Below are 20175 nucleotides of genomic sequence, written 5' to 3'. Positions count from 1 at the left end.
ATGTCTATGCCCTTCTTGGTTAACACCGCCCGTTTCTTTCTTCTTTTCAGTATCTATTTTATTGCGTGGAATTTCTCCTGTGTTGCCATGGCGCAACCTCTGAAGATGGATGCTCAAATTGACGCAAAGACTGAACCCTCTTTGTTGGGGGTGGTTCGCAAGTATTTGTCGAATGGTGAGGATGCGTTGGCGGAGTCCGTTCTCCATGAAATTCTTTTACGGCCCGATGCAAGTATCGACCGTGTGGTTGATCTCATTACTCATGCGCGAACATTTGGGAATGCTCCGGTTGGTCAGCAACCTAGCCTGTCCGTGTTGGTTCGTGGACGTGACATGTCCTATGGGTTGTTTGTGCCTTCAAGCTATGATCCGAGCCAGGCGTCTCCCTTGGTCGTGTGTCTTCATGGTGCTGGGTTTACGGGTGATTCCTATTTAGAGCGGTGGGCCGAGCGGCTGGGGGATTCATATATCTTGGTCTGCCCAACTATTTCCATGGGGGCGTGGTGGTCGCGGCAGGGCGAGGAACTGGTGCTAGCTACGATCCGCGCCGTTCAAAGTCGTTATCACATTGATCCTGACAGGATTTTCCTGACGGGTATGTCCAACGGTGGAATTGGGGCCTGGATCATTGGGATGCATCATGCGCCAAGGTTTGCGGCGGTAGCACCCATGGCCGGTGGTATTGACGAGGTGCTGTTTCCCTTTTTGAAAAATTTAAGTCAAACGCCTTTGTATGTGATCCATGGGGCCAAGGATCAAATTATGCCGGTATGGTTGAGCCGGAATATCACTCATGAATTGTCACAGCTTGGAATTGCCTACATATATCGTGAGCATGAGTGGACCCATCCACATGCGGGAGGACATTTCTTTCCACGTCAGGAATTACCAAGTCTTGTGAAATGGTTTGGCCAACAGCGTCGTGATCCTTATCCTATGAAAGTGACTGTGGTGCGGGATGCCAGTCACCTAAGTGAATTTGGGTGGGTGCGGATTGATGGCACGGATCGGATTGCCATGTTTTCCGAGCAATTGATTGATCGTCAGGATGAGTTGATGAAAAACCGAATTTATGCTCGGTTGACTGTAATGAATATTAAGGAAAATCGAATTGATCTCACAACTGCTCGTGTTCGTCGATATACATTGTTTCTGAACGATGTATTAATCGACTTTTCTCATCCCATCACTGTAGTGACTAATGGTATCGTCAGTTTTCACGGCCGTATCATTCCTCAGTTAGAGACCTTGTTGCGCGAGGCTCGTCGGCGTCAAGATCCTTCCGTATTGTTCTCGGCTAAATTGACCTTGGATGTCCCTCAGTAGGGATCATCCTTTCTTAATTTCATCTCTCTCCGCAATCTATTTTTCTTGTTTGCTTGGTAGTGCCTGAATTTTTTCGTCCTCATTCCATTTTTGTCGCTTTGTTTTATTTGTGTCAGGAAATTTTCCTCATTTCTCTTGGCGTATTTTCCGTTCAATTTTGATGAGTTTTGGTGTTTTTGTGAACTTTTGAATGATTTACAGTCAGATAATTTTACAAATTAGCTTTTGCCGAACTTGAAGGTCTTCCTTCTCTGCCATACCAAACATGGGAAGTTTTGAATGATGGAACGTAGAGATGTGTTTCACTCTGAACGATATTAGTTTGGGATTGTTCCAGGGGGATCAATTCTGTCTTTAAATTCAAATGCATAGAAGGATTTTTGAAGGATTATTTTTTTGGATGAAGGAGTGTGTACTCAAGGTCCAAACATTCCTTCCTTGGCCCATAGCCGATGGGTTTTTACTGCGAGACGTAAAGAATATACGTTCATTACGTAGGTAGTCTTCTGGTCTATGAATTAGCACAGTTGGAAAAAACGTCAGGGAATTTTACAAAAGTAACAGGAATTTCACTCAATATGGCCAATCAATGCGGGAGTTGAAAAATGTGAATCATGCTCACAATCAATACCTTAGTGACTATTAAGGTCTGAAATATGCCTTTGGGCAAGTGCTGGCATGAAATTTGGTTTAGTCGTCGTTAGGGTCTTGTGGTTTACAGTGTTTTCACAAAAATGTTTTGAAATTGCTCTTTTCCAAATATTTATTGTCGGCGAGTTAAGGAAAAAGTACCTTGCTTTGGTTTCTCCTTGGTATCTAGGGAGGTAGGTTTTATGAAATATCGAAGAATTTTATTCCACATGTTCATAGGGATGTGGTTGCTCGCAGGGGGGTGGGTCCTGGATGCCCAGGCCAATTCTATTTGGACCTATGAAGGGGCGGGTATCGATACGAGTACCCAAGAAGTACATTCGGTAACGGCATGGTTGGAGTTAGACTTCGGTCCCACCGTCCCCACAGCGACTCATTTTTCCTGGGGAAATGTTATTAGATCGGCCCTGACGGTTTCTGGACCGAACTTTCAAATTGGTCCGGCATTGCCCTCAACAAATTCCTTCACATTTGACGAATCTGCCTTGGTCATTGCCAATGGTGAAGTGGTGCCTCCGAATATTCACGGGTGCACCGAATGTCTTTGGACGTATTTCGGCGTTGAGGGAGGGTTTCTTCAATCGTTGTCAGCCGCGATTCTGAATGGAAATGAGTGGGAGCTCGTAGCTCAGGTTATTCAAGTTCCGGTGTTATCATTATCTCCAGGTCCTCAGTCGTTGCAGGGTGGGGGAAATATTTTTGGCGAATTTATATTGAGAGGAACAGGGGAGTGGACGCCCTTAACTATTACTCCCCATCCTGTTCCTGAGCCGGGGACATTGCTGTTATTAGGTTCAGGTTTGGTTGGCTTCTCAGGGTGGCAGATGAGGAAGAAGAGCATGTAGGGCGAGTCGAATCCTTTTGGCAATGCGCCAGAGCCTCATGCTTGTAGTCGGCATGGGGCTCTTTTTTTGCCTGGTGGCATAGGGAGGATTGTGTTTGAGTCGAATCCGTCCATTCGATATGGTGTAGCGAATTTCACTGAAAGATTTCGTTACTTATGTCAAAAGCCTTAGCCATTCTGGGAACTGCCTCGGATGTGGGAAAAAGTCTGGTGTGCGCTGGACTTGGACGACTCTTACATCGGAAGGGCTGTGATGTTGCCCCATTTAAATCACAGAATATGTCATTGAATTCCTATGTGACGGTGGAAGGCGGGGAGATGGGGCGCGCTCAGGTCTTGCAGGCGCAGGCCTGTGGGGTCGTCCCGCATGTCGATATGAATCCCATCCTACTCAAGCCTGAGGCGGATCATCGGTCCCAAGTGGTAGTGCAAGGAAAGGTTTGGGGACGTCATGATGCCCAAGAATATTTCGGTTGCCGACCCGAACTGTTTCGTTTTGTGCGAGAGAGTTATGAGCGAATAGCGGCACGACATGAAATCTTAATCATCGAAGGCGCTGGCAGTGCTGCCGAGGTGAATTTGCGAAACCGTGATTTGGTCAATTGGCCTGTCGTGGAGATGGCAGATGCGTCTGTGATTTTGGTGGCAGATATTGACCGGGGTGGGGTCTTTGCACAAATTATTGGGACCCTGGATTTGCTAGAGCCTCATGAGCGGCAACGGGTGATTGGGGTGATTGTGAATAAATTTCGTGGGGATCGTCGGTTGTTCGATGATGGAGTCCAGATCCTAGAGGAACGGACTGGGGTGTCCGTCTTAGGTGTGGTGCCGTTCCTGCGGCAACTTGAATTGGATCAAGAAGATAGCGTGACAATTGATTCTCAGGCTGGAAAGCCTTTTTCCCCGCAGAGGATCAATGTGGCTGTGGTGTTGCTTCCTCATATGAGTAACTTCACCGATTTTAATGCGATTGCCGCCGAGGAGGATGTGGCGTTTCATTACATTAAACGCCCGGACCAATTGAAGGGAGCTGATGTCGTCATTCTCCCTGGCACGAAAAATACTTTGGGCGATCTCCAGTATTTGTATGCCCAAGGGTTTTGCGAATTTATACAAGACTATGGGCAAAAGGGAACTGGGGAGCTAGTCGGTCTTTGCGGTGGATTTCAAATGTTGGGAAAAATGGTGGCCGACCCGAGAGGAGTTGAAGAGGGTGGGGAGGTTCCTGGTTTGGGATTGTTGGATATGACGTCTGAGTTGCTGCCGATAAAGCATACATCTCAAGTGACGGCTCAGCCCTTATTCCTATCTGAAGGCCAGGGATGTGTTGTGAAAGGGTACGAAATCCACATGGGAATGTCTCATCGTTCATCCGGCTTACCGTGTTTTGAAATTATGGGAAGACAGGGCGAGTGCGATGGGGAAATATTGCTGGAAGGGATGGTCTCGAGCGATGGGTTGTTGTGGGGCACCTATATTCATGGAGTGTTTGATGAACCTGAGTTTCGGCGTGCGTGGCTGAATCGCCTTCGCAAGAGGAAAGGGCTCAAACCTCTTGATGTAGCGGTATCCGAGACTGTTTCTCGACGAATGCTTACCGCCATCGACCGTTGGGCCTCACATCTGGAGCAGCATGTGAATTTACAGCCAATTTTTTCTTACTTGAATATTAATTAACCGTAGATAAAACTAGAAAAAAATACTTAATATTTTCTTGAATTCTTTGTTCCATTGACTTCTCGTCATTCCTTGTGATATTTGCAATGTACTTGCATTAACCGATGTTGAGTCCTCCCTGTTGGTGGGGACTTTTGTAATGAGTGGGAGATCATGAATTCAAATTTGAAGGATGAATTGAAGGCAGCTGGGAAACGCATGACGCGAACCAGGCGAGCGGTGCTCAACATTCTCGAGACATCGAAGTATCCGCTTAGTCCTACTGAACTATATGCCATGTTGCAAAAGGATAATGTGGCCATTGATCTTGTGACGGTTTATCGCAATTTAACCGCATTAAAGGAACTGGGCCTAGTCACGCAGTTGGAGCTGCATCAAGAAGGGCAGTTTCGTTATGAAATCAAAGAAGGTCGGGAGCATCATCATCATATTCGATGTAAAAATTGCGGGCGTATTGTCGACTTGCTTTTGTGTCCTTTGAAAAAGCTGACTGCTCTCATTGAACAAGAAACTCGGTTTATTGTTGGAGATCATTCGCTGGAATTTAGTGGATGGTGTCCCAAATGCCAATAATGTGTGAAGGAAAAGGAGCCGCATGTCCACAATAGGTGTCAGATTATCCAAGGCCGGATCGATGATTTCATTGGTATGTGCTGTGCATTGCGCGTTGACGCCTTTAGCGTTGTTGGCGCTTCCTTTATTGGCGGCTCAATATGGCGGAGTCTTTGAGGGAGTATTTGGAACCGTGTTTTCGCATTCCTTTGAATGGGTCTTTTTGGGCGTGATTGTGGTTGTTGCGGGATTTGGGGTGTTGGCCACCTATCCTGTCCATGGAGATCGACGACCTGCCATGTTAACCATTATAGGTTTTCTCACTCTACTGTCGGTTCGGATATTAATTGAGCCTGGGAGTTCGTTGGAAATTTCAGGGGATTTGCTTGGCGCGTCAATGATCGCCTGGGGAGGATTTCTCAATCGATCATTATGTCATTGTCATGGTTGTCATGAAGATGATGAACAATCAGTATTTCACGAGGGTGGTGAAGTCCGTCCTGCTCCGGCTTCACCTATTCAGTGATTGGGCTTGTTTTCCGGATTCTTTTTTCTACAAGGAGTATAGGGTGTTTTAGGTATGCCAGAGTGGATGACGTTTATTGTTGAACTGTTTCGCAACGGTCAGGGACTTCCGATTCTTGCTGTGCTGGTGGTTGGAATCCTGTCGCTCTATCTTCTTGGTCTAATCCTCACATTGATTTTTCCTGTTTGGCGTCGCTTGCGCGATCCACATCGTTAGTGCGGTTTTGAGCCTTTCCCTTTTTTACTAATGTGCCACAGCATTATCCTGTGTTTCTTTGGCAAGTCCTTCGGCTAATTCATACAGCAACGTTTCGGTATCCTCCCAACCGATACAGGCATCGGTAATCGAGACGCCATATTCGAAGGTTTTTCCTTGGTCCCACGATTGCTTTCCGGGTTTTAAGTTACTTTCCAGCAATAATCCAAGAATCCCTTTTTGTCCTTCACAATGCTGTTTGAGTACGGAATGGGCAACAGGAATTTGTCGGGTATGGTCTTTGTCCGAATTGCCGTGCGAACAATCCACCATGATGGGACGGGTAATGACTTCATTCGTTAACCCCTCAAGTGCTTGCATGATATGTTCACGGCCGTAGTTCGTTTTACCCCCACCGCCACGTAAAACAATATGCCGATCTGGGTTCCCATTGGTCCTAATGATTGAGGTGACGCCATCAACGTTGATGCCCACAAAACTGTGAGGTTGGCTGGCTGTGGCCATGGCATTAAGTGCGACTTGAAGGCTTCCATCGGTTCCATTTTTAAAGCCAATCGGCATAGAAAGTCCGCTCGCCATTTCCCTGTGGGTCTGACTTTCCGTCGTGCGGGCGCCAATGGCTGACCAACTGAGTAGGTCAGAAATATATTGAGGGGTGACGGGATCCAGCAATTCCGTTCCGCAGGGCAGGCCCATATTATTGATGTTCAGTAAGATCGTTCTGGCCAATTCAAAGCCTGAAGCAATATCACAGGACCCATCCAAGTGTGGGTCGTTGATCAGTCCTTTCCAGCCTACGGTGGTGCGGGGCTTTTCAAAATAGGTTCGCATAATGACGAGCAAATGATCTTTGGTGGCTTCGGCGATTCTTTTCAACGATTCCGCATAGGCATAGGCCTGGCCAGGGTCATGGATGGAGCAGGGGCCTACCACAACTAAAAGGCGGTGTTGGTCCCGGCCATATAAGACGTCTTGAAGGGCCCGACGGGTTTCAATTACGACACTTTCGGCCATTTCGGTGGTGGGCAGACGCTCTTTGACCTGTCGTGGGGTGACTAATTCTTTAATATCTACGACATGGCGATTATCAATAAGTTCTTTCATGGTGATGACCTTCTTGGGGAATGTTTGAATGATGGACCAAATTCTCGATCACATATCGGGGGCACCTATTTCTTCTACCTTGTAGTGAAAGGTGAGAAAGCCGCACGATAAATTCAGGATTCGGTATTCTAAGGAATCTGCCCATGGGCCTGCAAGAGCCAGGGGGATTGCCCTTTTTCATGAAATGGTATGATGTTCTGGGATTTCTGGGTCACGGTCCGTGGGTAGTGGCCAGATTGGCAAGAAATTTGGGAGTTTGAAGGGGAACATCTATGCAATCGTATTGATCAGCTTCGCTTGCTGAGAACCGAACCAGCGTTCCAGGTCCTTGCATGCGACATCAGAAAACGAAGTAAATTGAAATTGAATACCCATCAGTAATTCCGGAATGGGTTCGATCCATTCGATGCGTCCATGAAACTTGGATGTATGGTCAAGATTTGGTAACCGGCAAGTGAGGATCACCGTTAAGGTGGCCAGGCTCGGCCATGTAGTTTCGGATGTTCGGAGCTGGCAGCCCATCGTGCATAAGTCACTTAAGGTGGCTGGGAGAACGGCGAGCACAGTCCCATCATAATTCATTGGACGAATGGTCCCGGGAATGTCTACTGGAATCCGTGGATGGACCCGAGGCGGTCGACGCGTTATTTTCCTGGGACTATTTAAAAGTATTGCAGGTTGATCTCGAAGCACTTCTTTAATCGTTGTTTCAAATTGATAAGTTTCGCCCTCAATCACTGTGTGGCCTCGGCAGGTCATGCCAGGTTTTAATTGTTGCCATGAGGGATGGGAGGGAATGCCGCAGAGCAAGGCCTGGTTTTGTCCGAGTCCGATGAGATGTCCCCGCAGCATGGCAGGAGAGTTCTCATCTTCGATGCGAAGCCAAACCGTATTGGTGGTGCTATTTGTGGTGGTCTCTGTCGTGTGATACATCTCCTCCATGTTGTCGGTCTTTTTTTTCAACGCTTCAATGTCAGTTTTTGGAGAGAGCCGTTGAAAGTAGGGTAATATCGATGGTGATAGCAATTTAGCGGGCGAAGAAAAATGCAGGAACTAGGGAAGACGGAAATTATTGATTCAAAAGAATTCGAAATGGATACGAAGATAGACTGAATCCTTTGGTCGAAAACAACATTATTCGAAGGTATTATGTCGAGAGCGGCCGTTGGGAATGCCGGGGAGATGACTTTTCTTCATTTAGAATGTCCTGGATGATTCGATTGGCGACAAGATCGGAATCAATATGGTAGGTGCCGTTTTTAAGAGCCTGCTGGATCTTTTTTAGGCGATCGGGACGGATATCAGGCACCTCATCGATCTCTTTTAATAATTGTTGATATTCGACATTTTCAGAAGAGATGTTTACGGAATCTGTAAATGGCTGATTCCCGGGGGTGTTGTTGGTAGTTTTGGAGGATGTGGGAGGCTTTTCCGAATTCTGAATGTTGTTTGGCTGTTGAGGTAGCCCTTCCAGCCTTTCGGGTCCTGCCACGATATAACCTATGTTCCACAGGGTGATACATCTTCTTTTTTCAAATCGGAATTTTACTCTCTTCTACTGCAGGGTACAAGGAAGTCGGGTGGCAGAGTGCTTCTTCTAGGTCGCAAGCTTCCTCTGCTATGATGAGGCATCACCTCGGAGACCCAACGATCCTGAGATTTTTGTAGGAGTTCCATCATCCATGCTGCCCCGCGAGCTATTTGTTCCAGCGACGATTACTCAAATTCACACCTTTGATCCAGGAGAAATTCGGAAAATTGTGTTGACGCTACCGGATACCTATGAGGTTGAAGGTCGTGTATTTTCGGTTCGTGATGGAATGCATCCCGGAAGTGCCTTTTTGGCCCGTCCCTTTGGGCAGCGGTCGGGAAAGTATCGTCGCCGAATGTATACTCGATCAAATTGTGCGATCGTGGCTCCTCGTATTTTGGAAACTATTGTGAATGATACTCATCGCGAAAAGGCTGATACTTCTCCTTGGTGGCAAACTGAGGTCATAGAGGAAATGGTGACCACTGGCGGCACCATAGATGTTCGGGTGGATATTAATCAGCAGGCTGGAGAACTGGTGGTTTATGAAAACAGCCAAAAAATTCAACCGAATAATTTAATCCTAGAGTCCGATCACGAATGGCCCACTATGCGAATACTTGCTCTGGCTTTTTCCACCGGGATTACTCCGTTTCTCGCGTATCTTCGGTATATGCAAGCAAAAGGGTTTGGCAAATCAGATACCTGTCCCGGTGTCGAGTTTATTCTAGTGTCGAGCGTGCGGAATACACGTCAATTAATGGATCATGAAGAACTATTGGATTTGGCTCGCATCGCGCCGGACCATTTTCAATATCATCCAGTGCTGACGAGAGAGTGGTCAGAGGACTGGGAGGGAACAAGGGGGCGGATTATGCATGAGAAGGAAGGCGAGGGCTCAGATTTGCCGGTTAACTTGGATCCGTTACTCGCATTGATTCCAAATCTTGATCAATACCATATTCGGTTGTGTGGAAATGTCAGTGCCCGCGACCAACTGATGCGGGGTTTGCATCAGTTGGGAATTCATTCTCGAAGCTTTCGCGCCGAAGTGTGGTAAATACACCTCTTCAGCAGGTTGTGAGAATGTCGGTTGATCCTGTGCGGGATTCAGATTTTGAGGGCTTCTTTCTGAATGTCGGCACTTTGAGGGATTTCGGGTTTTCGAATAAGGCGAACCATTGGTTTTCCGACAAAGGCATGATGTCCGCAAATAAGGCAGTGGATGGCCAGTACGGCTAAGAGTTCTTGATTAAACTGCTCCAGTCGAACAGTTCGTGATCCACATCGAGTGCAGCGTGGCACTGTCCGTGCTTGAGGAGTGGAGGCAGGAGCGGATTCCCGGACGGCTTTTTTTGTTCGACGTGCTGGTTTAGGCACTGATTTGGCTTTGGTCTTCATAGGGATCTCCTGTATGCAGAGTGGTCCTGACACCATTAGTATACAAGTCATATGCCAAATTTAGATGATGTTCATTAGGTGATGTTTGTGTGGGTTTTTTTACGATCTTTCTTGTTTCGCGGTCAGACTCGGAAAAAGATTCCTACCTGTCAGGCAGTTCTGGCTCCATTGAACAGGCTATGCCGAGTATGTTGGTTGGCGGGTCCTATTGTCGGTAAGAAGATGGAATGGGGGAAGAGTTCTGGATTTGGCGTGCCCGTTGTTCTAATTCGGTGGCTTCTTGCACCCGTTGGGCGTCACGAAGGAGCGCGGCGTATTGGTGGAGAATGATGGCGAGATCTGGATGATGCGGTCCATGGAGTTGTTCCTTTATCAATAAAGCTTCTTGATAAAGACGTTCGGCTTTTTCAAACGCGTGATGTTCACGGTAAAACGACGCCAAACTGTACATCGTACTTAGCAAGAGAGGATTGGCGGGGCCCAATTTTCGAGCCTCAGCTAACGTGTGCAACAGTTGTTGTTCCACGTCTTCCTTTTGTTCCATGGTGACCGCTGGGGACGGTCTATGTGATTGTGGTGGATCAGTTTTTGAGGGAGAGCTTCGGCAACTCACGAGTACAAAAAGAAATCCAGTAAGGATGATGCCGATGGCGATTGTTGAAAGTCTCGTGGAATGGTTCATCGATGGATGATTTTGTGAAGTCACTGATTAATGATGGACTTGTGAAATAACGCTTTTCTGGCCGATCGTCAAGCCTTAGGCAAGAGGGGTATTTTATTTTACCGAGTGTGAGGTGACAAATGCCACGTATTTGGTGTGCGATTTCCGGTCATGGGTATGGGCATGCGGCCCAAGTGGTGCCGGTTTTGAATGAATTGGGACGACGCCATCCGGAACTTACCGTGATCTTACGCACAACTGTGCCAGGAACATTTTTTGCCAGTCGATTGACTGTGCCTTGGGAACTCAGTGTGCAGGCGCAGGATGTCGGATGTGTACAGCTGGGTCCGTTGACGATTGATATCCCGGCAACTTGGCGTGCCTACCATCATTTTCATGAGACCTGGGAACAACGGGTTGCTGACGAATGTGACGTCCTGAAACGAGATGCTCCCGATCTTGTGCTTTCCAATATTTCGTATCTTGCTTTGGAAGCAGGATCGCGCACTGGGGTGCCGGCCATTGCGTATGGTTCGCTTGCTTGGGACCATATTCTTCAAGAGTTGTTAGACTCACATAATCCCGAACACGCGCACATCGTGGGCCATATTCGAGATGTCTATAAACGTGCTGAATTCGCCATTCGGCTTTCACCGGCGTTATCCATGGACGCCTTTTCTCACCATAAAGATGTCGGTCCCATTGGGTATTCACTGCCTCGGGAGGGGCAGCCGTCTAAGGCCAAAATCCTTCGAAACTCTTCTGATGGACCGATAGTGTTAGTAGCATTGGGTGGCGTGCCCATGGATTCCTTACCTTTTCATGAGATTGATCAGCTTGCTCCCTTTCAACTTATTCTTGATATGCCTCTTCCCTCTAAATTTTCGCGGCTACGGTCTTCAAGCCAGTTCGATATGAGTTTCATGGAATTATTTGGTGGTGCCGATATCATCTTGTCTAAACCGGGGTATGGAACGGTGATTGAAGCGGTGGCTGCCGGTACGCCCATTATTTATGTCCGACGGTATAACTTTGCGGATGAGGATGTACTCGTAGAATATGCTCATCGGTACGGGAGAGCTGTGGAACTTTCCAAGGATGAGTTTTATGCGGGATCGTGGCAGAAGGCATTGACCGAGATTCAAGCCTTACCTTTGCCTCGTGAGGCACCGCCAGAGTCTGGAGTATCTGCTGCTGCCGATGTGTTAGACCCCTATTTGTAAATAATTGCTAAACGGAGATGTGTGTTGGGGGCTCTGGCTTGGTCGGGGAGGAGTGGTGGATAAAATCGGATGTCCTGCGCTTCCAGATTATTTTCGAAACGATGCCCGTTCGCGAATCGTTCTTGCCAAAACAGTCCCTGTACTTCGACCATTCGGTCACTTGTTAATTGAATATCTCCTTTCGTCCTATCGTGGCGTCCAAATACCAGGAGGCGCTGTTCCCCCTCAGCTAAAAAAAAGACAAAGTCAATGAAGTGACGTGTGTCGTCAAGATGTAGCTCGAGTCGTGTGACAATTCCTCGTAGACGAATGATCATTTGGTGGTAATCTCTCGGGTGCCACAAAACCTCAGAGATAGAGACCAGATTGCCCTGATCCAAAGTGGGTTCTGGAGTCGTAGGCAAGAGGTCAGGTTGAACCTCTTGTGCCGCTAAGAATTGTCGGTTTTCGAGGGGATTGGCGTGCGAAATGCTCGAGTCAAAAATTGGCTTTTGTTCGATGAAGCCTAGCATGATGAAGGAAAGGAAAAGGTGGCGGTTCATATCTAACCTAATTAAAATGCGTGAATAGCTTCAGAGGGATTGCCATGTGACCACCTGGTCTCAGGTTTTGTAATTTAAGGTGAGTTCCGCAATCCAAGCGGATTTGCTCAATGATGAATAAATTGTATTATTTGATAATAAACTGTTATCATTTTTATGATATGACGAGACAGCAACGATATCAGCGGCGTCACAAGGAAGCGGGCTTGTGCATTTATTGTCCACGCAAAGCCGTGAGTCAATGGTTTTGTGCCATCCATCTCCAGAAACGACGGACAATGATGAGGGCCCGAAAAGGAAGCCGGCCTTGGCATCCTGGAGGGCCGGGACGCCCTCCGTTAACTCGTCGCTCTCGATAGCGAGCAGGGTTAACCTTCCTTGAGGAGCATTTTTGGATTCGGTTCACTCCGAATGGTTTTTTGCGGCTTAGTGTATCCCCCTTCTTTCTCAACAACCCAGGCACATTTATGAAGAGTGTTCGATGAGGGTGGCTGTGCCCGATTGAGCATATGAATTGAATGTTCATAAAGGCCGGGGGAGCTGTCTTTAAGAATTTGATATTTCGATCTTCATTTGTCCTTTCACCTGAAATACAGGGCCTGTGTAAGCGCCTAAAAATTATGCCTCCCCTGTTGTCGGATCGTCATTCTGCCGACAAGACAATGTAGTAGATTTTTTCGTGTAGGTCTAGTGAGGAGTTCGGTCTAGGCATCGGCGTAACAAGAGGTGGTGGCATGAGGCTCGTTGCTTCAGGGAAACTCAATATCTTTTTCCTCATTTGGTTTGGTGTTGCATTGTCAGGATGTGTCTCAGACTTCCTTAACCAGTACGCAGAATATGATTATGGGCCCAACCGTGCCGAGCGGATGTGTCACCCATATTGGGATTGCCAGCAGGGAGAATGGACACTTGTGGGAAAATCAGAAATTGATATGATTGTCGACTATGCGAATTGTGAAAGAGCTCTTGAAATCTATGGTGAATGGTTGAGTCCTACGGTGGTGTCTGGAATGGAAGCTGGGCACTGTATGGAAAAGAAAGGGTATACATTAAGGTTTCCTAACCCTCTGCGCCGTTAGTGCGGTTGGTTTTTTGTTATGGGCCTAATAAGCTGTGTGAACAGTATTTCTTTGATAGGCGAAAATCTTCCTCCCTGTTTCGTTGTCTCCGAGTCTTTCTTGTCACGCCCCTCTTGGTTATTTAATCTCTTTTGCAAAATTCATATAGCCTAAATCTAAGTAATGATAGACGTGGCAATGCCTTGCCCTGTGGGGCATCCCATCGATATGATTGAGTTCTTTGGGAAGCCCTATGGAATGTGCGAAATATGTAGAGCAAGTGAAAGATCGCTGCGGGTTACGTAGTGATTATGCATTGGCGAAATGTCTAGGGATTACCCAGCCCGAAGCGAACCTGATTCGTCGTGGTCGAAAGATTCCGAATCCAGATTTGTGTGTCAGAATTGCCAAGCTGCTGGGGATGAACCCTGTGGCATTGTTGTTGCTAGCACAAAAAGATAAAGCCCCCAAACCCGTGAAGCCATATTGGACCATGGCGTTAACAGCTGTGGACGTGATGTCCCAGGTGCCCAAGCGTCCTCGCTATCTGCCGAAAAAGATCGAAGCCATTGGATTGGAGCTTCGTCAATTGGCGAATCAAGAGTTATGTTTTGACGGGGCATTAGCCCATGCCGAGGCTGTCCGTTTGATGGAAACGACGCAACATTCCGTTGATTCCGTGATGGAACGCTGGCATTTATGGAGGAAAGGCGAACCGTTTTACCCCAATTACTTGCTTGTGAATCAGGGTGCAGTGCAACGGGATGTGGTGATCCGTCGTCTTCTCATCCTCACGAAGCGAGACCTCAAGGAAGCGAAATCCATTGCGGACAGTGTGCAGGTCTTGCAGGATCAAAAGCAGGCAGGGGTGAGGGTCTTCTACGCCTTGCGTGAGGAATTAGAGAACTCTGTGACTTTTCAACGTTTAGTCCATGCCTTCAGCACTTACGGGGGAGTCGACGAAATCAATACGGCCTTGTTTGACGAGGAGCTATTATTGTTTTCTCGGGGATATCAACAAGTGCCCTTGGGATTACCGAAGGGCGGGCAATCCTTTACACATATCGACCAATTGCACCTCACCTGGAAGGCTGAACATCTTCATCATCTTAATCCTCTCCCGTTATTTGAAATGACTCGGTTTGTGTCGCCATTTCGTGGTGAAGTGACTTTTCGTCGTCAAATTACCCGATGGCAGACCAAGAAGAATTCCAGGTCAATTAATAATTCCGCTGCCAGAGGTCGAAGGTAGGACTTATGCCGAGAATTCATCTTGATTATTATGTCACTCTGGAGGTGACGCCAGAGGCGACCGACGAAGAAATCAAGAAGTCCTATCGAAAATTGGCCTTGAAATATCATCCTGATCGGAATCAGGGCGATAAGGAGGCTGAAGAAAAAATCCGTGAATTAAATGCTGCGTATGAAATTTTAGGTGACCCTGAAACTCGGAAATCGTATGAGCGAATGCGGTTTGGGGGATTTGGCGCGAAAAGTGATCATCACGATGAAGGCCCAGACGAAGCGTTAGATCCTGGCGAAATCCTGGAAGGGATGGAAAAAAAGCTCTGGGACGAGGGGCGACTCGAAATCTTTCGAGTCTTGATGAAGGACATTCCTCGCGTCAAAGCTGCGTTGGTGAAAATTCGAGAAGGTACAGTCGCTGTCCTAGGGTATGACAAATTTCGCGAAGATATCGTGAAGCACTTTGCCAAAGCCATGATACCTTCGTTGGTCACTGAAGAGATGGAGGAACGTAAAGAGCGATTGATTGATGTGGGTCTTGCCATGATGTTATCGCAAGGGGTAGATGGACCGGGTGGAAAACAGGGTAGTGATTGGGTCCGCAAGCAATTGGTCGAAGCCTATGATCGTGGCCGTGAGGATGGGTATTGCGAAGCATGTGAACTTTTATATACCCGACAATGAACAAAAAACTGCGAGCTTCTACCCTCTATGTCGAGATAGTCCTGGTCAGTGGATCCTCACATGCCAGGGCTTTTCTTTGCGTCCACATTGGAATTTCAGGTAAAGAGTCAAGATACTCTTGATCCTGGAAGATGTGCTGGAAGCATTCCTATTAACTTTCGGATACCATCTGTTCGCTTCTTGGCGACTATTTTATTTTGAAGTAACTCGAGACGCGAGCTTTTTCCCTTCTTCGGTGAGATCTTGAACACGTTCTTTGGCGTCTACCATCCATTTGCCCAACTGTTGTGACGAGTCTTCCATGGCCTCCCCAATGCGTTTGCGTGTGTTTGTCCCCGCTTGGGGGGCGAGAAGAATTCCCGTGCCCAATCCCAAAATCAGTCCAGTTAAGAAAGAAATGCCAGCAAGGAAAATTGTCCGCGATTCAGTATCCATAAAGCTCCTTAGAAGATTGAAAATTTAAAATTACCCCACCTAAATTCACGATTACCGTTCTCCATTTCCCAAGGAATGGAATTCGGAATACAATTGCCTAAAAGTCAAAGCATAATTTGTCACTGACATCAAATTTCTTCAGAGAGTATAGCGAGGTTGTGTACTGGCGTTAACTAGAAAAAACCCTTGAAATAAGAAAGCTTTTTCGAAAACTGAGGCGAGCGATTTCGAAAGTTATTGTGAGTACAATTCCAGAAGAGTCTATCTTATTCCTAATCATTGGCCAGGACCTATTACTGTATTATGACCCACCAGGCATATAAATTATATGGTGATTCACAGATCACGAATCCCGCTGGACGATGATCATGCGATTACCTTGCAAGGATTTCAACGTTTGTTTGAAGGCAAGTGTCGCATTAACAGGGTATGCACAAAGGAAAATAATCCTAACTAACCATTCAAGACTCGAAAATAAATTGCTCGTATTTTAGGCAGATGTTAAATATGAGAAATGATTGGGCGTTTCATTTGAGGGGTCCCTATAAGGCCAGTATTCATCAAGGAAGCGAACCGTCTTTTTAAATAACGAATGATGTTGAAAAGTGCCAGGCTCTCTACCCAAAGAAGGAGCAAGCCTGGCATTTGGAGACAATGAAGAAGGTGCAAAAGATTCAAATATTTTCAAGGATTTAGGCTAATCTTTTTTTGATTGCCCGTTTGGCTTTTCCTAATGCGGAGCTCACAGTTCGCTTGGTCTTTTTTGCCGCCTTGGAAGCTTTGGTTTTTGCGATTTTTGTTTTGGCCTTAGCTGTGGATTTTGCTTGGCTCGTTTTTTTCTTTGTAACGTTTTCTGCTCGAGAGGCGGTTTTCTTTATAGATTTTTTAGCGGCCTTTCCTGCAGCCGTGAGCTTTTTCGTTTTCGCTTTGGCAGATTTCTTCGCTTTTTCAGCTGAAGATTTAAGGCTCTTTTTTGCTTGGCTCGCCTTACTTGAGGCTTTCCGAGAAACGGTTTTTGCTGTTTTTTTAATTTTTGTTGAAAGTGCCATGAAATTCCCTTTCGCCACTGTACATTTTTTAAAGAAGGTAAAAGCTTATAACCTTTTAGGAAAGAAAATGCAAAAGGAAATATTGGTGAAAACAATTTTGTGAATGATTAAGACGAGTAGAAAATTTTCCCTAAAAAGAGGAACACAAGCAAAAGAAACTATACCAGATAGTGCGAAAAAAAACGTGGCAATATTAGGGTGAGGATTCTTGTTCGAGTAAAAGAGAAATGGGCTGTCGGTTAAATGAATGGCTTGGTGAAATTCAGGAAGGTAAATGCAGGCACCGCATTCAATGCGATTCTTTAAAAGAATCTTTTGGCTTAAGAGAGCCTGCTGGGTAGCTAAACAAGGGAACCTGGTCTTGTTCCCATCCAGATTGAATGGGCTCGATTATTCGCCAAAGTTCTTCAACTTCGTCTGCTCGTATAAACAGTATTGGATCGTTCGCCAAAACATTGAGGAAAAGATCGCCATAGGGAAGAGTGTCTTGAGGGGCCAATTGGCTTTTGAGCTCAGCGGGATTTAGTTGAAAGGGGTCCCCAGCTCCATTTAAATTCAAGGATAGATTTAAGCTGTCAGGGCTGAACTGCAGTCTGAGGATGTTCCTTTGAATTTCCTTGCTTTCTCCAAAAGCTAGATATGGAACATCTTTAAAATGGATAAGGACTTCTTTTCTATCCTTGCCTAATGCTTTACCACTCCGTAACACGAAAGGAACTCCAGCCCAACGCCAACTATCAATCCAGAGCTTAATTTCAGCATAGGTTTCGGTTCCTCGATCAGCGTCGACTCCGTCTTCGTCTTTATATGCAGGGATAGCCTTACCATTGATTGTGCCTGCGTCATATTGTGCACGAACAGTCTGCTGCTTCACTTCATCTGGAGTGAGGCTTCGAACGGCTCGTAAAAGGTCGACTTTTCGATCACGAAAGTCTCGGTCGTTGAAAGAGATCGGAGGTTCCATCCCGATTAAACACATCAGTTGTAGTAAGTGGTTTTGTATCATGTCTTTGAGAGCCCCAGCCTTATCGTAATAGCCAACTCGCCCTTCCAGGGCCAAGGTCTCATCCCAGATAATCTCCACATTCTCAATATGGTGTTGGTTCCATATGGGTTCGAAGATTCGATTGCCGAATCGCAACCCTAAAATATTGCGAACGGTTTGTTTTCCTAAGAAATGGTCGATACGAAAAACCTGTTCTTCTGGAAATATTTGGTGGGCCTGATAATTCAACGTTCTCGCCGAACCAAAATTTTCCCCAAATGGCTTTTCAAAAATGATTCTGCTGCCCTGGGGAATGCCTATCTGTTTGATAGTATTCAACACCATGGAAAACGTTGACGGAGGAAGTGCCAAGTATGCCACAAAGGGTGAGGACCCTAGTGCTTCTTGTACTCGTTGAATATGAGACAAATCTTCAACTTGTGCGTACTGGATGCACGAAAATAGGTATTCAAGCTGATCGCTCTCAACATCTGTTCCCTGTTTGCGAAATGTTTCCCGCACATGTTGGTGATATTGCTCGGTCGACCATGATTTTCTTGCGATGGCGGTAATGGAAAGATTGCGAGGGAATGTACTTTCTTGTACCAATCCAACAAGTGCCGGAAGGAAAAGCCGAGAAACGACATCTCCTGTTGCACCGAATATCACTAATCGATCAACCATAAAACTTTGTGCGGAATCTGACGAATTAGGCATGTGTATCTTAGGCGTATGAATGGTTAGCTGTTATTCGATGATTGAGCACGGAGAAAAATTAACCCAGCTGCACCAGAAAGTATTGAGGCAAACAAGATGCCAATCTTAGCATACTCGGCAAGTTCTCCTTCCGTGTAGGCCAATCCAGTGATAAACAAGGAAACCGTAAACCCAATCCCGCTTAAAAACCCGATGCCGCAGATTAAGGGCCAATTGAGAGAAGGGGGCATGGTGACCAATCCCAACCGTGTGGAAATCCAGGAGAAACTGAGGATGCCGGTCACTTTGCCGATCACTAATCCAGCTCCGATCCCAAGGGCGACGGGACTGGTCATGGCAGATTCAAGAGTGTGTATTGATAAAACAACTCCGGCATTGGCTAATGCAAACAGCGGCAGAACGAGGAAAATAACCCAAGGGTGAACCAAACGTTCCAATCGTTCGACAAGAGATTCAGTGCCCATACTTAATTCTTCGAATTGTCCCAGTAAGGCACGGGCCCTGTCGGAGTCTCCTTGTTTGATCGCTTCACGATAATTATTCAGAAGCTTTGTCGCGGCAGAGTCAAAATTAGCTGTGTTGAACCATGGGTACGCGGGAGTCAACAGTCCCAAGACTACCCCAGCAATGGTCGCATGGATGCCGGACTTGAGGACTGCAAACCAAAAAAGAATTCCCACAATGATGAATAGCATGATGTTGCGAATGCCCAATCGACGAAAGAATGCCAAAAGGCCGAATAGCCCGCCAGCGATTGCCAACATGACCCAGGATATCTGTTCCGTATAAAACAGCGCGATTACGAGAATGGCACCGATATCATCCATTGTGGCTAAAGCCAACAAGAAGATTCTTGCTTCCCCGGGAATTCGATTTCCCAATAACGCCAGAATACTTAAGGCAAAGGCGATATCAGTCGCCATTGGGATTCCCCATCCTCTTATCTCGTTCCCTGATGTATGAAAGGTCAATCCCACAAAAATAAGGGCAGGTACAACCATTCCTCCCAAAGCGGCCATACCTGGAAAGAGTGCTTGTCTTGGAGACGAAAGTTCTCCATGGACGAATTCTCGCTTCACTTCCAGACCAATGACAAAGAAAAACAGTACCATGGCTCCATCATTAATCCAGTGCTTGAGCGTGTGAGAGATGGACCAATCCCAGAATCGGATGGAGATGGTTTCATGGAAGAATGCCACGTAGGTTTCGGACCACAGGGAATTGGCCCAGACCAAGGCCGCAACAGACGCCAAACAAAGCAGTGCCCCCCCGATCACTTCGTTGTGGATGTACAATTGTGCTGGAAGCAAGACTTCGCGGGACACAAATGACCGTGTTGCCCGAACCTTGGCCTCGCCTAAACTGCGTGGTGGAATGCTCATAAGGTGTATGTGTGGTATTTCTCTCTAGAACATGGAGAGGTAAGAGGCTCGTCCCATTGAGAAAAAATACGTTCCCAGGAAATGGCCGTCAACTAGGGTGACCATGAAGTTGATTTTTTCGCCACAAGAAGTCCGATCACCAACAACACAGCAAAGATCGCGAGAAAGATGAAAAAGAGAATCTGGGCAATGTCGACCGCTCCTGCAGCGATTCCCGAGAATCCAAAAACAGCTGCCACCAGCGCAATCAAAAAGAAAATAGCAGCCCATTTTATGAAAATCATGGTGTTGCCTCACTTGTTAAATGTTGAACTTATCCCCAAGCCAAGCGCAGTTGTCCAAAGTACTTCGCGAGAACACGTTCCC

The 20175-nt window shown here is 46.6% G+C and carries 21 protein-coding genes and 1 pseudogene; 11 read left to right on the top strand and 11 right to left on the bottom strand.

What is annotated here, in order from left to right; translation table 11 throughout:
• Positions 1 to 105 precede the first annotated feature (105 nt).
• The 6 genes from PPG34_RS15670 (at position 106) to PPG34_RS15645 (ending at position 5792) form a co-directional block, all read left to right on the top strand.
• Positions 106 to 1326 (top strand): carboxylesterase family protein, encoded by a 1221-nt coding sequence (locus PPG34_RS15670; protein WP_313834385.1) that lies wholly within the window; start codon positions 106 to 108, stop codon positions 1324 to 1326.
• Between the two features lie 833 nt (positions 1327 to 2159).
• Positions 2160 to 2822, top strand: a complete 663-nt coding sequence (locus tag PPG34_RS15665) for a PEP-CTERM sorting domain-containing protein (protein WP_313834384.1) — start codon at positions 2160 to 2162, stop codon at positions 2820 to 2822.
• A gap of 155 nt (positions 2823 to 2977) precedes the next feature.
• The gene (locus PPG34_RS15660) at positions 2978 to 4498 is read left to right on the top strand and encodes a cobyric acid synthase (RefSeq protein ID WP_313834383.1); all 1521 of its coding nucleotides are present in this window, start codon (positions 2978 to 2980) and stop codon (positions 4496 to 4498) included.
• 153 nt (positions 4499 to 4651) lie between these two features.
• Positions 4652 to 5071, top strand: a complete 420-nt coding sequence (locus tag PPG34_RS15655) for a Fur family transcriptional regulator (protein ID WP_313834382.1) — start codon at positions 4652 to 4654, stop codon at positions 5069 to 5071.
• Between the two features lie 22 nt (positions 5072 to 5093).
• A complete protein-coding gene (locus PPG34_RS15650) occupies positions 5094 to 5576 on the top strand; it encodes a MerC domain-containing protein (RefSeq protein ID WP_313834381.1) in 483 nt (160 codons plus the stop codon).
• Positions 5577 to 5630: 54 nt separating this feature from the next.
• Positions 5631 to 5792 (top strand): hypothetical protein, encoded by a 162-nt coding sequence (locus PPG34_RS15645; RefSeq protein WP_313834380.1) that lies wholly within the window; start codon positions 5631 to 5633, stop codon positions 5790 to 5792.
• A 27-nt stretch (positions 5793 to 5819) separates the two neighbouring features.
• Here the strand turns inward: PPG34_RS15645 and PPG34_RS15640 are convergent, their stop codons facing one another.
• From PPG34_RS15640 to flgM, 3 genes are all read right to left on the bottom strand, one after another.
• Positions 5820 to 6896 carry a 3-deoxy-7-phosphoheptulonate synthase gene (locus PPG34_RS15640; RefSeq protein ID WP_313834379.1) on the bottom strand — a complete coding sequence of 359 codons (1077 nt, stop codon included), beginning with the start codon at positions 6894 to 6896 and terminating at the stop codon, positions 5820 to 5822.
• A gap of 270 nt (positions 6897 to 7166) precedes the next feature.
• Positions 7167 to 7829, bottom strand: coding sequence for a flagellar brake domain-containing protein (locus tag PPG34_RS15635; RefSeq protein WP_313834378.1), 663 nt, complete (start codon positions 7827 to 7829; stop codon positions 7167 to 7169).
• Between the two features lie 214 nt (positions 7830 to 8043).
• The gene (flgM, locus tag PPG34_RS15630) at positions 8044 to 8388 is read right to left on the bottom strand and encodes a flagellar biosynthesis anti-sigma factor FlgM (RefSeq protein ID WP_313834377.1); all 345 of its coding nucleotides are present in this window, start codon (positions 8386 to 8388) and stop codon (positions 8044 to 8046) included.
• 190 nt (positions 8389 to 8578) lie between these two features.
• Between flgM and PPG34_RS15625 the strand changes: the two genes are divergently transcribed.
• Positions 8579 to 9487 carry a hypothetical protein gene (locus tag PPG34_RS15625; protein ID WP_313834376.1) on the top strand — a complete coding sequence of 303 codons (909 nt, stop codon included), beginning with the start codon at positions 8579 to 8581 and terminating at the stop codon, positions 9485 to 9487.
• A 50-nt stretch (positions 9488 to 9537) separates the two neighbouring features.
• Here PPG34_RS15625 and PPG34_RS15620 read toward each other — a convergent pair whose 3' ends face one another.
• Positions 9538 to 9828 (bottom strand): hypothetical protein, encoded by a 291-nt coding sequence (locus tag PPG34_RS15620; protein WP_313834375.1) that lies wholly within the window; start codon positions 9826 to 9828, stop codon positions 9538 to 9540.
• Between the two features lie 205 nt (positions 9829 to 10033).
• Entirely contained in the window at positions 10034 to 10372 is a 339-nt protein-coding gene (locus PPG34_RS15615; protein ID WP_313834374.1) for a tetratricopeptide repeat protein, read from the bottom strand.
• Positions 10373 to 10629: 257 nt separating this feature from the next.
• On the opposite strand from PPG34_RS15615, the gene PPG34_RS15610 reads away from it, so the two are divergent.
• Positions 10630 to 11712 carry a glycosyltransferase family protein gene (locus tag PPG34_RS15610; RefSeq protein ID WP_313834373.1) on the top strand — a complete coding sequence of 361 codons (1083 nt, stop codon included), beginning with the start codon at positions 10630 to 10632 and terminating at the stop codon, positions 11710 to 11712.
• On the opposite strand, the gene PPG34_RS15605 is transcribed toward PPG34_RS15610, so the two are convergent.
• Positions 11703 to 12254, bottom strand: coding sequence for a hypothetical protein (locus PPG34_RS15605; protein WP_313834372.1), 552 nt, complete (start codon positions 12252 to 12254; stop codon positions 11703 to 11705). The two genes, PPG34_RS15610 and PPG34_RS15605, sit on opposite strands and share 10 nt — an antisense overlap.
• Before the next feature lie 734 nt (positions 12255 to 12988).
• On the opposite strand from PPG34_RS15605, the gene PPG34_RS15600 reads away from it, so the two are divergent.
• From PPG34_RS15600 to PPG34_RS18410, 3 genes and pseudogenes are all read left to right on the top strand, one after another.
• A complete protein-coding gene (locus tag PPG34_RS15600) occupies positions 12989 to 13333 on the top strand; it encodes a hypothetical protein (protein ID WP_313834371.1) in 345 nt (114 codons plus the stop codon).
• 232 nt (positions 13334 to 13565) lie between these two features.
• Positions 13566 to 14564 carry a helix-turn-helix domain-containing protein gene (locus tag PPG34_RS15595; RefSeq protein ID WP_313834370.1) on the top strand — a complete coding sequence of 333 codons (999 nt, stop codon included), beginning with the start codon at positions 13566 to 13568 and terminating at the stop codon, positions 14562 to 14564.
• A gap of 5 nt (positions 14565 to 14569) precedes the next feature.
• Positions 14570 to 14800 (top strand): annotated as a pseudogene (locus tag PPG34_RS18410) (DnaJ domain-containing protein); the annotation flags it as partial.
• A gap of 633 nt (positions 14801 to 15433) precedes the next feature.
• Here the strand turns inward: PPG34_RS18410 and PPG34_RS15585 are convergent.
• The 5 genes from PPG34_RS15585 to PPG34_RS15565 all read right to left on the bottom strand — a co-directional run bounded on the left by PPG34_RS15585 (position 15434) and on the right by PPG34_RS15565 (position 20093).
• Positions 15434 to 15676: a YtxH domain-containing protein gene (locus tag PPG34_RS15585; protein ID WP_313834368.1), complete on the bottom strand. Its 243-nt coding sequence runs from the start codon at positions 15674 to 15676 to the stop codon at positions 15434 to 15436.
• A gap of 692 nt (positions 15677 to 16368) precedes the next feature.
• Complete coding sequence (locus tag PPG34_RS15580) at positions 16369 to 16725, bottom strand: hypothetical protein (RefSeq protein WP_313834367.1); 357 nt, start codon at positions 16723 to 16725, stop codon at positions 16369 to 16371.
• Positions 16726 to 17014: 289 nt separating this feature from the next.
• Positions 17015 to 18427, bottom strand: coding sequence for a glucose-6-phosphate dehydrogenase (locus tag PPG34_RS15575; RefSeq protein WP_313834366.1), 1413 nt, complete (start codon positions 18425 to 18427; stop codon positions 17015 to 17017).
• Between the two features lie 23 nt (positions 18428 to 18450).
• Complete coding sequence (gene nhaA / locus PPG34_RS15570) at positions 18451 to 19809, bottom strand: Na+/H+ antiporter NhaA (RefSeq protein WP_313834365.1); 1359 nt, start codon at positions 19807 to 19809, stop codon at positions 18451 to 18453.
• A gap of 92 nt (positions 19810 to 19901) precedes the next feature.
• Positions 19902 to 20093 (bottom strand): DUF1328 domain-containing protein, encoded by a 192-nt coding sequence (locus PPG34_RS15565; RefSeq protein ID WP_313834364.1) that lies wholly within the window; start codon positions 20091 to 20093, stop codon positions 19902 to 19904.
• Positions 20094 to 20175: the final 82 nt, after the last annotated feature.

The sequence above is a fragment of the Candidatus Nitronereus thalassa genome (assembly GCF_032191465.1).
In the GTDB taxonomy this organism is placed as follows: domain Bacteria; phylum Nitrospirota; class Nitrospiria; order Nitrospirales; family UBA8639; genus Nitronereus; species Nitronereus thalassa.
Note: the sequence above shows the minus strand (reverse complement) of the source record. Positions and strands in the feature narration are given on the sequence as shown.

What these genes read in the sequence shown, in the direction of transcription:
- PPG34_RS15670 (WP_313834385.1), top strand. Translation starts at nt 106, where the DNA reads ATGGATGCTCAAATTGACGCAAAGACTGAACCCTCTTTGTTGGGGGTG.
- PPG34_RS15665 (WP_313834384.1), top strand. Translation starts at nt 2,160, where the DNA reads ATGAAATATCGAAGAATTTTATTCCACATGTTCATAGGGATGTGGTTG.
- PPG34_RS15660 (WP_313834383.1), top strand. Translation starts at nt 2,978, where the DNA reads ATGTCAAAAGCCTTAGCCATTCTGGGAACTGCCTCGGATGTGGGAAAA.
- PPG34_RS15655 (WP_313834382.1), top strand. Translation starts at nt 4,652, where the DNA reads ATGAATTCAAATTTGAAGGATGAATTGAAGGCAGCTGGGAAACGCATG.
- PPG34_RS15650 (WP_313834381.1), top strand. Translation starts at nt 5,094, where the DNA reads ATGTCCACAATAGGTGTCAGATTATCCAAGGCCGGATCGATGATTTCA.
- PPG34_RS15645 (WP_313834380.1), top strand. Translation starts at nt 5,631, where the DNA reads ATGCCAGAGTGGATGACGTTTATTGTTGAACTGTTTCGCAACGGTCAG.
- PPG34_RS15640 (WP_313834379.1), bottom strand. Translation starts at nt 6,896, where the DNA reads ATGAAAGAACTTATTGATAATCGCCATGTCGTAGATATTAAAGAATTA.
- PPG34_RS15635 (WP_313834378.1), bottom strand. Translation starts at nt 7,829, where the DNA reads ATGTATCACACGACAGAGACCACCACAAATAGCACCACCAATACGGTT.
- PPG34_RS15625 (WP_313834376.1), top strand. Translation starts at nt 8,579, where the DNA reads ATGCTGCCCCGCGAGCTATTTGTTCCAGCGACGATTACTCAAATTCAC.
- PPG34_RS15620 (WP_313834375.1), bottom strand. Translation starts at nt 9,828, where the DNA reads ATGAAGACCAAAGCCAAATCAGTGCCTAAACCAGCACGTCGAACAAAA.
- PPG34_RS15615 (WP_313834374.1), bottom strand. Translation starts at nt 10,372, where the DNA reads ATGGAACAAAAGGAAGACGTGGAACAACAACTGTTGCACACGTTAGCT.
- PPG34_RS15610 (WP_313834373.1), top strand. Translation starts at nt 10,630, where the DNA reads ATGCCACGTATTTGGTGTGCGATTTCCGGTCATGGGTATGGGCATGCG.
- PPG34_RS15605 (WP_313834372.1), bottom strand. Translation starts at nt 12,254, where the DNA reads ATGAACCGCCACCTTTTCCTTTCCTTCATCATGCTAGGCTTCATCGAA.
- PPG34_RS15600 (WP_313834371.1), top strand. Translation starts at nt 12,989, where the DNA reads ATGAGGCTCGTTGCTTCAGGGAAACTCAATATCTTTTTCCTCATTTGG.
- PPG34_RS15595 (WP_313834370.1), top strand. Translation starts at nt 13,566, where the DNA reads ATGGAATGTGCGAAATATGTAGAGCAAGTGAAAGATCGCTGCGGGTTA.
- PPG34_RS15585 (WP_313834368.1), bottom strand. Translation starts at nt 15,676, where the DNA reads ATGGATACTGAATCGCGGACAATTTTCCTTGCTGGCATTTCTTTCTTA.
- PPG34_RS15580 (WP_313834367.1), bottom strand. Translation starts at nt 16,725, where the DNA reads ATGGCACTTTCAACAAAAATTAAAAAAACAGCAAAAACCGTTTCTCGG.
- PPG34_RS15575 (WP_313834366.1), bottom strand. Translation starts at nt 18,427, where the DNA reads ATGCCTAATTCGTCAGATTCCGCACAAAGTTTTATGGTTGATCGATTA.
- nhaA (WP_313834365.1), bottom strand. Translation starts at nt 19,809, where the DNA reads ATGAGCATTCCACCACGCAGTTTAGGCGAGGCCAAGGTTCGGGCAACA.
- PPG34_RS15565 (WP_313834364.1), bottom strand. Translation starts at nt 20,093, where the DNA reads ATGATTTTCATAAAATGGGCTGCTATTTTCTTTTTGATTGCGCTGGTG.